The organism is Altererythrobacter litoralis, assembly GCF_036324225.1.
GTDB lineage: Bacteria > Pseudomonadota > Alphaproteobacteria > Sphingomonadales > Sphingomonadaceae > Erythrobacter > Erythrobacter litoralis_A.
The window spans coordinates 120,514-134,631 of sequence record NZ_JAZDQV010000003.1 but is presented as its reverse complement, the minus strand read 5'-3'; the positions used below and the strand labels follow the sequence as shown (position 1 = coordinate 134,631).

At 64.3% G+C, this 14,118-nt stretch carries 12 protein-coding genes; 11 read left to right on the top strand and 1 reads right to left on the bottom strand.

The window, feature by feature from the left end; genetic code table 11:
• Positions 1–7: 7 nt before the first annotated feature.
• Positions 8–1,609, bottom strand: a complete 1,602-nt coding sequence (locus VRS74_RS04350; RefSeq protein ID WP_354144016.1) for a beta-helix domain-containing protein — start codon at positions 1,607–1,609, stop codon at positions 8–10.
• 323 nt (positions 1,610–1,932) lie between these two features.
• On the opposite strand from VRS74_RS04350, the gene VRS74_RS04345 reads away from it, so the two are divergent.
• The 11 genes from VRS74_RS04345 (at position 1,933) to VRS74_RS04295 (ending at position 14,115) form a co-directional block, all read left to right on the top strand.
• Complete coding sequence (locus VRS74_RS04345; RefSeq protein ID WP_354144015.1) at positions 1,933–2,151, top strand: hypothetical protein; 219 nt, start codon at positions 1,933–1,935, stop codon at positions 2,149–2,151.
• Between the two features lie 378 nt (positions 2,152–2,529).
• Positions 2,530–3,177, top strand: a complete 648-nt coding sequence (locus VRS74_RS04340) for a lytic transglycosylase domain-containing protein (protein WP_354144014.1) — start codon at positions 2,530–2,532, stop codon at positions 3,175–3,177.
• Complete coding sequence (locus VRS74_RS04335; RefSeq protein WP_354144013.1) at positions 3,178–3,480, top strand: TrbC/VirB2 family type IV secretion system protein; 303 nt, start codon at positions 3,178–3,180, stop codon at positions 3,478–3,480. It abuts the gene before it with no gap.
• 7 nt (positions 3,481–3,487) lie between these two features.
• Positions 3,488–3,772, top strand: a complete 285-nt coding sequence (locus tag VRS74_RS04330; protein WP_354144012.1) for a VirB3 family type IV secretion system protein — start codon at positions 3,488–3,490, stop codon at positions 3,770–3,772.
• A gap of 18 nt (positions 3,773–3,790) precedes the next feature.
• Positions 3,791–6,217 (top strand): VirB4 family type IV secretion/conjugal transfer ATPase, encoded by a 2,427-nt coding sequence (locus tag VRS74_RS04325; RefSeq protein WP_354144011.1) that lies wholly within the window; start codon positions 3,791–3,793, stop codon positions 6,215–6,217.
• Positions 6,214–7,386, top strand: coding sequence for a TrbL/VirB6 family protein (locus tag VRS74_RS04320; protein ID WP_354144010.1), 1,173 nt, complete (start codon positions 6,214–6,216; stop codon positions 7,384–7,386). The genes VRS74_RS04325 and VRS74_RS04320 overlap by 4 nt, the downstream gene beginning before the upstream one ends.
• Entirely contained in the window at positions 7,383–8,192 is an 810-nt protein-coding gene (locus VRS74_RS04315; RefSeq protein WP_354144009.1) for a TrbG/VirB9 family P-type conjugative transfer protein, read from the top strand. The genes VRS74_RS04320 and VRS74_RS04315 overlap by 4 nt, the downstream gene beginning before the upstream one ends.
• A complete protein-coding gene (locus tag VRS74_RS04310) occupies positions 8,192–9,310 on the top strand; it encodes a TrbI/VirB10 family protein (protein WP_354144008.1) in 1,119 nt (372 codons plus the stop codon). The genes VRS74_RS04315 and VRS74_RS04310 overlap by 1 nt, the downstream gene beginning before the upstream one ends.
• 11 nt (positions 9,311–9,321) lie before the next feature.
• On the top strand, positions 9,322–10,320 hold the full coding sequence (virB11, locus tag VRS74_RS04305) for a P-type DNA transfer ATPase VirB11 (protein ID WP_354144007.1): 999 nt from the start codon (positions 9,322–9,324) through the stop codon (positions 10,318–10,320).
• Positions 10,321–10,396: 76 nt separating this feature from the next.
• The gene (locus VRS74_RS04300) at positions 10,397–12,550 is read left to right on the top strand and encodes an RNA degradosome polyphosphate kinase (protein WP_354144006.1); all 2,154 of its coding nucleotides are present in this window, start codon (positions 10,397–10,399) and stop codon (positions 12,548–12,550) included.
• Positions 12,547–14,115 carry a Ppx/GppA phosphatase family protein gene (locus tag VRS74_RS04295; RefSeq protein ID WP_354144005.1) on the top strand — a complete coding sequence of 523 codons (1,569 nt, stop codon included), beginning with the start codon at positions 12,547–12,549 and terminating at the stop codon, positions 14,113–14,115. Before VRS74_RS04300 ends, VRS74_RS04295 begins: the two co-directional genes overlap by 4 nt.
• Positions 14,116–14,118: the final 3 nt, after the last annotated feature.

Here is a 14,118-nt window from a genome sequence, read left to right as displayed (position 1 = left end):
TCTCCAATCAGGAAGTGTAGACAGGCAGCGAGGTGCAGGCCCCGCTGTTGCTGCCGAATGTGATCGTCGACGAGTCGCAGGTCCATCCCTGGAAGCGCGTGTCGCCCGATCGGGCGGCGCCCACAAAGCCTGCGTTCTCGAAGAAGTTCGCAACGCCGGCGGGATTGGTAAGGCCGCTCACATCGAAGAACGGAATGCCATTCTCGTTCGCACCGTTGATGTAGGTCATCGTCAGCGTGCTCACGAGGTTCGAATTGTTGTTCGAACCAGCATTGAACTGCGTCTGGACTTGCGCTGCGGTGGTGCCGCTGCCGTCACGGAACGGGGTCGCACAGGAAAGGCCGACAGATTCGAAACGGACCGGACCTGCCTCGTCGAGGCCTGCATTGGCTGCCCGGGTCAAGGCGTCGATGCCGTCGACGCGCACACAAGCCGTGCCATTGGACGAGCCATCGACGACGATCGTGTTGAACAGCGAATAGTCCGTCTTGCCGCGGAAGCGGAGGACTTGGTCGCCATTTCGACGCTGGATGAAGGTCGCGTTGGAAATCAGCGTGTTCTGACGCGGCGTACTCTCTTCGAGCGTGTTCGACGAGTCAGCTTCGATGATCGTATCACCAGCGCCTGCGCGCTGGACTGCCACGACATATTGCAGCGATGCTTTCACACCGGTGTCGGTATCGATCGAGTCATCCTCGGCGCCAACGACCACAAGACCCTTGATGTTGATTCGGCCACCGAAGAACTCGACGCCGTCGTCCGAGCTGTTGAACGACATGATGTTGTTGAAGGTGGTGCCCGAACCAACACCGCCGGTCGTCAGCGACTGCAATTCGTCGCCATTGGCGAGAACCGAACCCGAATAGCGCAGCTGAACGAATTTGATGCTGCCCGAGCTGTCCGTGGGGTCATTGCCGCCGTAGCGCGGAGGTGTGGTCGTGCCTTCGACCTCGCGTTCGCAATTGACTGAGCCGGGGGCCGCCGTGTTCGAAAGGCAGTCCGTCACCGGGGCTCGGCCGTTGAGGATCAGGCCGCCCCACTGGCCGGACGAAGTGTCCGAGTTTTCGCCACGGACGTTCTGGGTGCTGGTGAAGATGATCGGGCGAGCGGCCGTGCCGTTGGCCTGGATCTCGTTGCCGCGGTTTACGTTGAGATAGGATGCGTCGAGGCCGGCCAGGATCACTCCCGGTTCGATCGTCAGAACGACGTTGGTGTCGCTTAGGCCATCCGAAGAATCGGCGGCGGGGCCGCCGTCAGTGCCCACGTCAACCTGCCCGTCTATCAGATAAATCACGGCGGCGTTCGACGGGGTGAACTGGAGCTGCGAGGATCGATTGAACCGCGCGGGCAGCTGGCACAGGCGATAGGTGCCGGTCGGCCCCGAAATGGTCCCGCGGTTGGTGAGGCCCTGCGGGTCCGAGATGAAGGGGCAATCGGTTGCCGCGACTGCACCCGTCTGCCCGGGAGTCGGAGTGGGAGTGGGCGTCGGCGACGGGTTGTTGATGATGACGTTGCCGCCCGTACCGGGCGAGACGATTTCGTCTGCGCCACAGCCCGCCAGGGCAACCAGGCTGCAGCCGAGAATGAGCGTGCGGTGGAAATTTTTCACAGCGAGCGGTCCCCTCAAGAGATTCCGAGAATCAGGAATTGGTAAGCGCGGTGTTGCGCAGGGGTTCGCTAGGCAGCTTGCGTGACAGTTTCTTGGCCAACTTTGCGGGTTTGCGACAATCCACAAACTATGACTGAAATGCGACGAATGTGACTTTGGAGGGGCGCGACCCCAGATCGAAGGATGGGCGAGAGGTGCGCAATATTACATAAATAAATCAATAAGATGATGCCATTTGATTGCGCATTTATGACAATGTTACATTTTTATTGCGCGTAGTGGGGTGCTGGCGCATTCTTCCAACATAAACGGGAGAAATAGGCATGCTTGCAGCATCACTTGTTACTGCAATGATATGGGCCCAGGCGGTCGCAATTGCCCCGGCCGAATCGGCGGAGATCGAAGTTACGGCCACTGAGTCGCGGGTCGGCTACGAAGCCCTGATGGCAGGAGACAATCTGCGTGCCATCGCTGAAATCGAAGCCAATCGCTCGCTCGCCGCGAATGATCCGGTGCGGCTTATCAACCTCGGCATAGCCTAAGCGCGGCAGGGCGACGAGGCGCGCGCCCGGTCACTGTTTGAAGGGGCGGTTGCAAGCTCCGACCAGATGGAGCTCGAAACCGCAACCGGCTACTGGGTCTATTCGCGTGCGTTGGCACGGCAGGCCTTGCGCATGCTCGACGGCGGCGACCTGCACATGGCACGGATGGCCGCTCGCTGATTCTGAACAGCTGGCTTTCATCGCAAGGCCCTTCCCGCCACTGATCTGATACCGGGTGGCAGCGCCGCTCGCGTGTACGCGCCCTGCTGACAAAAGGGGGGTGTGGACAGCCTGTGCACGACTCTCATCAATCGGCCTTCGCGTTTTTGTCACTGCATTGTCATGTGCGCTAAGCATGGGGGCGTGATGAAGGTTCGCATGCCGATTCTCTCGCAGTCGCCATACTGGCCCGGCGCGGTAGCGCTGGCGCTTGCTTCGGTGCCTGCGCAGGCCGATGTGCTTGAGCTTGGCGCCGACGGCGCGCGCTGGGTGGCTGGCGGCCCAGCAGAGGCGAGCGCCGCCCCCGATAAGCCGGCCGCAGCCATCGTGATCGCGGACGCGCCGAGACCTGAACCCGCGCAGCGCGATCCGCAGCTGGTCACTCACAGCGAGGCCACTGCACGCGGAGTCCCCGCTGCTTATGCAGCAAAGGTCGCAGAGCTGGCCGCGCGCTATGATCTCAGCCCCGCACTGATCGAGGCGCTGGTGTGGCAGGAGAGCCGCTGGCAACATTCCGCTGTCTCGCCCAAGGGCGCTCGCGGGCTGGCCCAGCTGATGCCGGGGACCGCACGCGACCTTGGCGTTGACCCTGCCGATCCCTTCTCAAATCTCGAAGGCGGGGCGCGCTACCTGCGCGAACAACTTAACCGGTTCGATGGCGATCTCGAAAAGGCTTTGGCCGCCTACAACGCGGGTCCAGGCCGGGTCGAGCGCGCCGGAGGCGTTCCCCGTATCGCGGAGACGCGCCAGTATGTCGCGGCGATCATGGGCCGCCTCAATAACCACAGCAACAAGGAAGCCCGATAGATGCCTTCGTTCACCCGCCTGCTTGCCATGGCGATGCTCATGCTGAGCCCGACCGCCGCGCTGGCCCAACAGGCTGCGGATCCGCAAGGGTCAGGTCCGGTCGTCGCTGCTCTGGCATGGCTGCAAGGCACGATGATGGGCACGGTGGCCACCACGGTCGCTGTCATGGCGGTCGCCGCAATAGGCTTCATGATGCTCACCGGCCGGATGAACTGGCGCTTTGGCGTGACGGTAATCGTCGGCGTGTTCATCCTGTTCGGAGCCACGACCATCGTGGCCGGCATCCAGGCAGCGGCGGGATAGGGCGCCCATGCCTGATCTAGTCCGCCATCCTGTGCACCGCGCACTCACTCGGCCGCAGATGTTCGCGGGCGTGACGATGAATTTCTTCATCATCAACCTGATGGTGACGACGATCGCTTTCCTGATCCTGAAAAGCTTCTGGATCATACCTGTTCCCATCATCACCCATGTGATCGGCTATGTGGTCAGCTTGCGCGAACCGCGCATCTTCGACCTGTGGATCACCAAGGTTTCGCAGTGCCCGCGCGTAAGGAATTACAAGCGCTGGGGCTGCAACAGCTACACGCCCTGACGCAGGAAGCCCGGAACGATGAGCGAATGGATCGGAATGGCGGCCTGGGGTGAAAAGGAAGCCCGCGCGGGCGACAGGCTGCCCTATGCCCGGCTGCTCGACGAAAGCACGCTGCTGCTGCGCGACGGTTCGGTGATGACATCGATCCAGGTGCCCGGGCTGCTGTTCGAGACGGAGGCAACGGATAGCCTCAACGCCCATGCCGCGACGCGCGAAGTGGTGCTGCGCTCAACCCTCGATTCGCGTTTCGTGCTCTATCACCATGTCATCCGGCGGCGGGTCGAAGTCGAGCTGGACGCCGATTTCGACGACCCGCTGTGCCAACATATCGACGCGCGCTGGAAAGAGCGGCTGGCCGGCGGATCGCTGTTCATCAACGACCAGTTCGTCACGCTGATCCGGCGTCCCGCGCGCGGGCGCGCAGGGCTTGCCGAGCGCGCATCGCGTTTCTTCAGCCGCACCGGCCGCAGCGAGGTCGAGGCCGATCCGCGCGATGTGCGCACGCTCAAGGCGGCGGTTACGGGCTTTGTTGCCTCGCTCCAGGCCTATGGGGCGCAAGTGCTGGGCGACTACAAAGCTCCCGGCGGCGGCACCAATTCGGAAATGCTCGAATTGCTGTCGGCGCTCTACAATGGCGAGATGCGCCCGGTGCGCCGCCCGTCCGAAGAGACGGATATCGGCCAGATGCTGCCCTATCGCCGGGCCTCTTTCGGGCTCGACGCGATGGAACTGCGCGGTTCGGGCCGCCCTGAATTCGCGGCCTTGCTGGGGCTCAAGGACTACCCCGAGGCGACATCGCCCGGACTGCTCGACGGATTGCTGCGCCAGCCCTTTGAGATGATCGTGACCGAGAGCTACGCTCCAGCCGAACGGACCACGGCGCGCGAGCGGATCGACCTCGCCTTGCGGCGCTTGCGTTCGGTAGATGAGGAAGCAGCTGCCGAGCGCGCCGATATGCTCGCTGCGCGCGATGCGCTGGGCAATGGCGCAGTCGGCTTCGGCGACCACCATTTGACCGTGCTGGTGCGTGAAGGCGACCTTGCGCGGCTCGACGAAGCGACTGCAGCCTGTGCCGCCGCACTGGCGGATACAGGCGCGATCGCGGTGCGCGAAGACATCAATCTCGAACCCGGCTTCTGGGCGCAATTCCCCGGCAACGAACAATATGTCGTGCGCCGTGCGCTAATCTCCAGCGCCAACATGGCCAGCTTCGGCTCGATGCACGGCTTCGCACTGGGGCGGGCGAGCGGCAACCATTGGGGCGATGCGGTCACGCTGCTCCAGACCACCAGTTCAACGCCGTTCTTCTTCAATTTCCACCACGGCGACCTGGGCAATTTCTCGGTCATCGGCCCCTCGGGCTCGGGCAAGACCGTTGTGATGAATTTCCTCGCCGCGCAGGCGCAGAAGTTCAATCCGCGTACGATCCTGTTCGACAAGGATCGCGGCGCCGAACTGTTCATTCGCGGGATCGGCGGGCGGTACGACCGGATCACCGCGGGCGAGCCAACCGGTTTCAATCCGCTAGCCTTGCCGGACAGCGCGGCCAACCGCGCCTTCCTGCGCGACTGGCTGGGTGTGCTGCTCAACGCAGAGGGCCCGGAGGAACTGGCGACGGTAGCCGCGGCGGTCGACGCGGCTTACGAGAATGACGCGAGCCTGCGCCGGCTGCGCCATTTCAGGGAATTGCTGGCCGGGGCCCGGCGGCCCGAACGCGGCGATCTGGCAGACCGGCTTTCGGCCTGGATTAACTCCGGCGAGCATGCCTGGCTGTTCGACAATGAGCGCGACGAGCTCGACCTTGAGAACCGCGTACTCGGCTTTGACATGACCGCGCTGCTCGAGAACCCGCGGCTGCGCACGCCGGTGATGATGTACCTGTTCCACCGGATCGACGAGCGGCTCGACGGCAAGCCGACCATGATCCTGATCGACGAGGGCTGGAAAGCGCTTGACGACGCAGTCTTCGCGGCGCGCATTCGCGATTGGCTCAAGACGTTGCGCAAGCGTAACGCGCTGGTCGGTTTCGCCACGCAAAGCGCGCGCGATGCACTCGAAAGCCGCATTTCGGCAGCGCTGGTCGAACAGACCGCGACGATGATCTTCATGCCCAATTCGCGCGCGAGGCCAGAGGATTATTGCGATGGCTTCGGGCTGACCGAGCATGAATTCGCACTGATCCGCTCGCTGCCCGCACACAGCCGCTGTTTCCTTGTCCGCCAGCCGGATGCCAGCGTCGTGGTACGGCTCGACCTGTCGGGCGCGCCCGAAGTGCTCACCATCCTGTCGGGCCGCGAGGCTTCGGTTCGCCGATTGGACCTGCTACGGGCTGCAGTGGGTGACGATCCGGCCGACTGGTTCCCGCCGCTTACCGGCCGCGTCTGGCCCGGCCATTCGGATAGCGATGCACTGGGCGACTTGCCTGTCTGGCAGGCGGCCGAATGAACCCCGCTTGCGACAGCGCGCTTGAGCAGATGGGCGGCGGGATCGCCGCCGCATTGCAGGCGGTCGATTGCGTAGCTGCAGGCGGCACCGCGAGTGCCTTCGGCCAGCTGTTCGCGCCCGGTGGCACGCTTGAGACCGCGCTCGTCATCCTGCTCACGCTCTATGTCGGGTTCTTCGCGATCAGCCTCATGCTGGGCCGGTCGAACCTGTCGATCCGTGCACTGCTGCCGCGCATGATCCTGGTCGGCATGGTGCTGGCATTTTCGACCAGTTGGGTCGCTTTCCGCAGCTTCATCTGGCCTCTTTTTGTCGAGACGCCCGATTATCTCGCCACGATCCTGACCGGCAGCGACGGTTCGGCCACGCGCGTCTTTGCCGAGAAGCTCGACGTGGTGTTCGCCGCTGTTGAGCAGGCGAGCCAGGGGCAACAGAATTTCGAGGCATTCTCGCCTGCCGGGCTGATGTGGCTTGGTGCGGTGATGCTCTTGCTGGGCACGGTTGGCGTTTTGGTCACTTCGCGCATCGCGCTGGCTTTGCTGGTCGCGCTTGGCCCGATTTTCGTCGTCATGGCGCTCTTCAACGGGACGCGCGGGCTGTTCACGGGCTGGCTTAAAGGGCTGGTGATGCTGGCGCTGACGCCCCTTTTCGCTGTGCTGGGCGGCATGATCATGCTCGAGCTGGCGGTGCCGGTGCTTTCGGCACTGGTGCAGGCGCCGGGCCAGATCGATCCGCGCGCGGCGATGGCGTTCTTCCTTGTCGGCGCGGTGCATGTTGCGCTGATGCTGATGGTGCTCAAGGTGGCGGGAACGATGGTCGCCGGCTGGCAAGTGTTCGGCAAGGCACCCGATGCCGGTGAAGCGGCGGGCGGTGCGGGCGTTTATGGCGCGAACTCGAACACCCTGCGCCAAGCCGATCCGCGCTATGCGGCCACCGGTGGCGCTTCGGCCCGCCGGGTCGACGTCGTTTCCGGCGGCTCGACAGCTCCGGCCAATGACCCGGGGGATGCCGGTGCCAGCTCACGCGTGCGAGAGACGCGTGTCTATGCAACCAGCGCCGCCACGCCCGCTGGAGGAGCCGCCAACACTCCGTCTCGCACGCGCGGGATCGGCAACCGCTTCCGGCCGGTGCAATCGCGCGCATTGTCGCGCTCAATGGAGACATCGTCATGATCCGCGCCGCCTTGCCCGCGCTTGCGCTTGCGCTCTCTATCGTCGCTGCCGGTCCCGCCTTGGCCGACGATCCGCGCCTTGTCGAACGCCTCTACGATCCCGGCGAAGTTGTCCGGATCGATGGCAAGGCGCGTGTGCAGGCCACGATCATGTTCGGCGAGGACGAAGTGATCGAGAACGTCGCGATCGGCGATTCGCAGGCGTGGCAGGTCACTCCGAACAAGAGGGCCAATTTGCTGTTCGTGAAGCCGCTCGAGCCAACCGCTGTGACGAACATGACCGTTGTGACGAGCAAGCGCACCTATCTGTTCGACCTCGTCGCAAACCCGCGCAGCCGCCCGGTCTATGTGCTCAGCTTCACCTATCCGGCGCCGCCTGCGCCAAGCGAAGCGGAAGCTGCGCTGGCCGCCCGCGAAGCCGCCAATGCCGAAGAGATGGCGGCAGCGACCGATCCTTATGCGGTGGTCGATCCGGCGGCTTTGAATTTCGCCTGGAGCAAGAGCGGCGATGCCGGTCTGCACCCCGAGCGCGCCTATGACGATGGCCGCGCGACCTTCCTTGCATGGCCAGCCGATCGCGCTGTGCCGGCTATCCTGATCAAGGATTCGGAAGGGACGGAAGGCCCGGTCAATTTCACCGTCCGCGGCGACACGATCGTGGTGCAGGGCGTGCCGCGCGAAATCGTGCTGCGTTCCGGCGAAGAATCGGCGGTGCTGGTCAACAACGGGCCAGAGCGCCCCGCCAGGTCGCTCCGCGACGATCCTGCCCTGGCGCAGGGCCGCACACAAAAGGTGGAGGCAAACTGATGCGCCTTGCAATGCGACTTCCCGGAAAGCGCGACGGCAACACCCCCGACGGGGGCGATCCGCGCGAACAGGAATCGGCGGAGATCATCGATCTCGCTAGCCGCACCGCCTATCCCGCCGTTGCGCAACGGGCGGGCAAGTCTGACGCATTGGGCCTCGCAGCAGGCGTCGCGATCGTCGCGGGGCTTGGCGCCGTCGCCTTCTGGGCGATGAATTCGGCGCGGCTTGAGGATCGTTCGCCGCCGCTTGCAGCCGACCCAACTCCGGTCGAGGTAGTGGCACCGGCGGATTCGGCGGTCGTGCTCGAACCTGTGCCGGAGGGCCTTGAGGAAGTGCCTTTCACGGTGCCGGAGCCGATTGACGAAAGCTTGCCGGTTGTTTCGGTTGCTCCCGCAATCAACCCCTATTCCAGCCCGACCATGGTGTTCGATGCCAGCGCGTCGAGCCAGCAATTTGAGGCGCCCGCAGGACCAGGCGCCGGTGCGGAAGTGGCGGCACCCGGCGCCACGGGCAATTCCGCATCCGATTTTGCCAGCCGCATCGGTGGCGTGGGCGGAGCCGCGGCGCAAGCGCGCGCGATGAGCAATCCCTCAACCACGGTGACACAGGGCACACTGATCCCGGCCGTGCTTGAAACCGCGATCGACACCGACGTGCCCGGCTTCGTGCGCGCGGTGGTGAGCGAAGATGTGCGCAGCTTCGACGGCACGCGCATCCTGGTGCCGCGTTCGTCGCGGCTGATCGGGCAGTACCAGTCAGGCCTGCAGGGCGGGCAAAAACGGGCCTATGTGATCTGGACGCGCTTGATCCGGCCCGATGGCGCTTCGGTCAATCTCGCTTCGCCTGCAGTCGGGTTCGACGGCACAACCGGGCTCAAGGGGGAGGTGAAATCGAACTTCTTCCAGCGCTTCGGTTCGGCGCTGCTGCTCTCGGTAGTGGGCGGGCTTTCCACCATCGCGTCGGGCGGTGCCTCTGTGGTGCTCGGCGGCGGGCAGTCTGCTGCCGCTGCTGCGGTAGAGCAGGACGGCAAGGTCGGTCCAACCGTGCGCGTGCGCCAGGGTGAGCCGATCCGCGTGTTCACCGCGCGCGATCTGGACTTCTCACAGGTAAGCGGCTGAGCGCGCATCGCATGAGTGCGGAAATCCATCCCTTGCCTTCCGATGGCCTCGGCCAAGGCGAGCGGAGCGTCTATCTCGATGCCTATCTCGCGCCGTTCCGTCGCTGGCTCGACCTGGACACGGTCACCGAGATCATGGTCAACCGGCCGGGCGAAGTGTGGATCGAGGATGCCGCCGATCCCGGCATGAAGCGGGTCGAAACGCCGGAAATCGACGATGCGCTGGTGCAGCGCCTGGCCGAGCAGGTCGCGCGGGTCAGCCACCAGGGGATCAACCGCGAGCATCCCTTGCTCGGGGCGACTCTGCCCGATGGTGCGCGCGTGCAGTTCTGCGGGCCGCCTGCGGCGCGCAAGCATTGGGCCATGGCGATCCGCCGCCACCGGCGGCTCGATTTGCCGCTCGATGCCTATGACGCGGGCCCGCTGTCCAAACCTGCCTCGCCTGCCATGCCGAGCCCCGAGGTTGAGCCGATCGCTTACCTGCGAGAAGCGATCCGGCAGCGCCGCACGATCCTGATCTCGGGCGGCACCAGCACCGGCAAGACGACATTCCTCAATGCCATGTTGCAGGAAATCCCGCGGAGTGAGCGCGTGGTGCTCGTCGAAGATACACCCGAGCTCAAGCTACCCGGCGCGAACGGTGTGGGCCTGGTGGCAGTGAAGGGCGAATTGGGCGAAGCGAAGGTTTCCGCCAATGAGCTACTGCAGGCAGCGCTTCGCCTGAGGCCGGACCGGATCGTGCTGGGCGAATTGCGGGGCGCAGAAAGCGTCAGTTTCCTGCGCGCGATCAACACCGGCCATCCCGGCAGCTTTTCGACCATCCACGCCAACAGCTTGCGCGGCGCGCTGGAACAGCTTTCGCTGATGGTGATGCAGACCGGGATCGGCCTCTCGCGCAGCGACACGATCGCCTATGCTGCATCGGTGATCGACGTGATTGTCCAGCTGGGCCGCGATGGGGAGGGTAAGCGCGGGATCACCGCGATCGCCGACAGCAGCGCCCTGATATAGAACGCATTCCAGCAAACGCGCAGGCGAAACCGGCTTCGACTCTGGCGCGGGCACAAGCTACACTGGTGAACCGATCATGAGCAGCCACCCGATCATCGAACTGCCGCAGACGGCACCACGCGAAGCGAGCGAGCTTTATTTCAACCGCGAGCTGAGCTGGCTTGCCTTCAACGAGCGAGTGCTCGCTGAAGCGTCGAACACAAGCTATCCGCTGCTGGAGCGGCTGCGCTTTCTTGCGATTTCGGGCAGCAATCTTGACGAATTCGTGATGATCCGCGTGGCGGGCCTTGCAGGCCAGGTGCAGCGCGGGATCGACCGGCCTGCCATCGACGGTCGCACTCCTTCACAGCAATTGGCTGCGGTGCGCGAACGCGTGGCGAGCGTGGCGGCGCGTCAGCAGCAGGTGTGGGAGGAGCTTCATGCCCTTTTGGGTGAAGCAGGCATCCATGTCGCCGACGAACGACGCGTCGATCCTGAAGCGCTGGAATGGCTGCGCGAGTATTTCCTCGAAGAGATCCTGCCGGTCATCACTCCGCAGGCGCTCGACCCCGCACATCCCTTTCCCTTCGTCGCCAATCGTGGTTTGGGGTTGCTGTTCACGCTCACGCGCAATTCAGACGGGCAACAGCTGATCGAAATGATCCTGATCCCTTCGGCCTTGCCACGTTTCGTACGCGTGCCCGGCGAAGCGTCGATCTACATCAGCATCACCAGCCTGATCTGCCGATTTGCCGACCATGTCTTCCCCGGCTTCACGATCCATGGCGATGGCCTGTTTCGCATCCTGCGCGACAGCGACATCGAAATCGAGGAAGAAGCCGAGGATCTGGTGCGGACTTTCCGCAGCGCGATCCAGCGTCGCCGCCGGGGGCGTGTGATCCAGCTTGAGATCGAGGTCGATTTCGACCCGGTCGCCGAGCAGGTGCTGCTCGAACAGACCGGGGTGAGCGATGCGCTCGTGCTCAAGAGCAAGGGGATCATCGGGCTCGACTGCCTTAACGAGATCGTCGACGCCGACCGGTCGGACCTGAAGTTCCTCAGCTACACGCCGCGCTATCCGGAGCGGATTCGCGAGCACGATGGCGATTGTTTCGCCGCGATCCGCGAGAAGGACATCGTGATCCATCACCCCTACGAAAGCTTCGAAGTGGTGGTGGACTTCCTGCGCCAGGCGGCGAGCGATCCCGATGTCGTGGCGATCAAGCAGACGCTCTATCGCGCGGGCAACCAGTCTGCGATCATCAACGCGCTGATCGCGGCTGCAGAAGAGGGCAAGTCTGTCACAGCGGTGGTCGAGATCAAGGCACGCTTCGACGAAGAGCAAAATTTGATGTGGGCGGCGAAGCTCGAGCGCGCCGGCGTGCAGGTGATCTATGGCTTCGTCGACTGGAAAACGCACGCCAAGGTGGCGATGGTGGTGCGGCGGGAGGAAGACGGCTTCCGCACCTATTGTCACTTCGGCACCGGCAATTACCACCCGGTCACTGCGCGCATCTACACCGACCTGAGCTTTTTCACTGCAGCTCCGGAATTCGGACGGGATGCGGCCAAGCTGTTCAATTTCGTCAGCGGCTATGTCGAACCGCGTAGCACCGAGGCGCTGGTGATTTCGCCGCTCAACTTACGTGACGAGCTTTGCGCCGCGATTGAACGGGAAATCGCACATGCCCGGGCCGGTCGGCCTGCGGCGATCTGGATCAAGTGCAACCAGATCACCGACCAGGCCATGATCGACCGGCTCTACGAAGCGAGCGAGGCAGGGGTCGAGATCGATCTGGTGGTCCGTGGGATCTGCTGCCTCAGGCCCGGCGTGGAAGGTTTGAGCGAGAACATCAGGGTCAAGTCGATCATCGGCCGCTTCCTCGAGCACGGCCGGATCTATGCTTTCGCCAATGGCCATCCGATGCCCAGCGGCGAAGCGAAGGTCTATATTTCCTCGGCCGACCTTATGGAGCGCAATCTCGATCGCCGTGTCGAAGCGATGATCCCGATCCTCAACCACACGGTGCATGACCAGGTTCTGCAACAGGTGTTGCTCGCCAACATGCTCGACACTGAACAGAGCTGGCTCCTCGCCCCGGACGGCAGCTATGCGCGCATAGTGGCGGAGGACCGGCCGTTCAACTGTCACCACTACTTCATGACCAACCCTTCGCTGTCGGGCCGCGGCGAAGCGCTTGACCCCGATGCCATTCCCAAGCTCGCGCTGCGCAAGGGGCGCGCGGCATGACGGCACGCCGGAGGCGGGGAGACCGGGCAGGGAGCTTTTCCGGCAGCGAAGCCGAACGGGCGATCATCGACATCGGCTCGAACTCGGTGCGCCTCGTCGTCTATGGCGGCACGATGCGTGCGCCGATGGTGCTGCTCAACGAAAAGGTAGTGGCTCAGCTCGGGCGCGAGATAGCCACCACGGGGCGGATGCCCGAGGATTCGATCGCGCTCGCCATGCGCGGCATCCGGCGCTTCGCGCTGCTGCTCGAAGACCTGGAAGTCGACGATGTCGAGACGGTGGCGACTGCGGCGGTGCGTGACGCGGAAAATGGAACTGAATTCCTCGATCTGGTGCGCGCGGCGGGTTTCGAACCACGCCTGCTCTCGGGTGAGGAGGAGGCAGGCGTCAGCGCGGACGGAGTGATCGGCGCTTTTCCCGGGGCCAGCGGCGTAGTGGCCGACCTCGGCGGGGGCAGCCTCGAACTGGTGCGGATTGCCGACGAGATGAGCGACACCGCGACTTCGCTGCCGCTCGGCACTTTGCGGCTCGGCGAGTACCGCGGTGAAGGCGAAGATTCAAAGCCGGCTGCAATGCGCAAGCGGTTGGGCGCTGCGATCAAGCGGAGCGGGTGGGGCAAGCCCACCGGCACGCCGTTGTATCTCGTCGGCGGGACCTGGCGCGCGCTGGCTACCTACGCCATGGAAGCGAGCAAATACCCGCTCACGGATCCGCACGCGCTCGACCTGGCACCGGCCGAAGCGCTGGCGTTCGCGCGCCACTTGGTGCGCGCCGATCCTGAAGAGCTGCGCAACAATCCGCGCGTCACGGCTACGCGCGCTGCGGTGCTTCCCGACGCTGCGGTGCTGTTGCAGGCGCTGCTTCGGCAGCTCGCGCCATCGCGTGTGGTCTTCTCATCATGGGGCCTGCGCGAAGGTCTACTCTACGGAAGGTTGCAGCCGCACCAGAAGGCACAGGACCCGCTGCTCGCGGGCATGGCGCATTTTGCCAGCCATCGCGGCGCCCCCCCGCAATTGGCAACCCGTGTGGCCGGATGGACGGTCGAAGCGGTGCCGACCGGTGCTGCGGGGACCGAGCGGGTGCGCCTTGCGGCTACAATGCTCGCGCTGGCTTCGATGCAGATCGAACCCAATTTGCGGATGGAACTTGCGATCGACTGGGCGCTTCAGAAACGCTGGCTCGCTCTGGATGCCGCGGGCCGTGCGCAGATGGCGGCGACGATTGCGGGGAACGGAAATCGGCTCGAACTGCCGCGTGAACTGAAACGGCTGGTCCCTCCCGAAGCGCTTGACGAAGCGCTCGATTGGGGTCTCGCGATCCGCCTCGCGCGGCGAGTGGGGGCGCGATCGCGCAAGTCACTGCAGGTCAGTCGTCTGCTGCGCGATGGGGAGCGGCTGGTGCTGCGGCTGCAGCATGGCCATCGCGATTTGTACGGCATTCCCGTCGAGAAGGACCTCGCCTTGCTCGCCGGGAGGTTGGAGCTTGAGCCGGCGGTGGAGATCGTGCCTGACGATACCGTCTGGGCACTGCCCGAGACAGGCGAGATTTTCCAACCGGTCAAATAGCGC

Bases quoted from the DNA above. Each gene is read 5' to 3' on its own strand.
- VRS74_RS04335 (WP_354144013.1), top strand. From the start codon at position 3,178: ATGCCTTCGTTCACCCGCCTGCTTGCCATGGCGATGCTCATGCTGAGC.
- VRS74_RS04325 (WP_354144011.1), top strand. From the start codon at position 3,791: ATGAGCGAATGGATCGGAATGGCGGCCTGGGGTGAAAAGGAAGCCCGC.
- VRS74_RS04340 (WP_354144014.1), top strand. From the start codon at position 2,530: ATGCCGATTCTCTCGCAGTCGCCATACTGGCCCGGCGCGGTAGCGCTG.
- VRS74_RS04295 (WP_354144005.1), top strand. From the start codon at position 12,547: ATGACGGCACGCCGGAGGCGGGGAGACCGGGCAGGGAGCTTTTCCGGC.
- VRS74_RS04320 (WP_354144010.1), top strand. From the start codon at position 6,214: ATGAACCCCGCTTGCGACAGCGCGCTTGAGCAGATGGGCGGCGGGATC.
- VRS74_RS04300 (WP_354144006.1), top strand. From the start codon at position 10,397: ATGAGCAGCCACCCGATCATCGAACTGCCGCAGACGGCACCACGCGAA.
- VRS74_RS04330 (WP_354144012.1), top strand. From the start codon at position 3,488: ATGCCTGATCTAGTCCGCCATCCTGTGCACCGCGCACTCACTCGGCCG.
- VRS74_RS04315 (WP_354144009.1), top strand. From the start codon at position 7,383: ATGATCCGCGCCGCCTTGCCCGCGCTTGCGCTTGCGCTCTCTATCGTC.
- virB11 (WP_354144007.1), top strand. From the start codon at position 9,322: ATGAGTGCGGAAATCCATCCCTTGCCTTCCGATGGCCTCGGCCAAGGC.
- VRS74_RS04310 (WP_354144008.1), top strand. From the start codon at position 8,192: ATGCGCCTTGCAATGCGACTTCCCGGAAAGCGCGACGGCAACACCCCC.
- VRS74_RS04345 (WP_354144015.1), top strand. From the start codon at position 1,933: ATGCTTGCAGCATCACTTGTTACTGCAATGATATGGGCCCAGGCGGTC.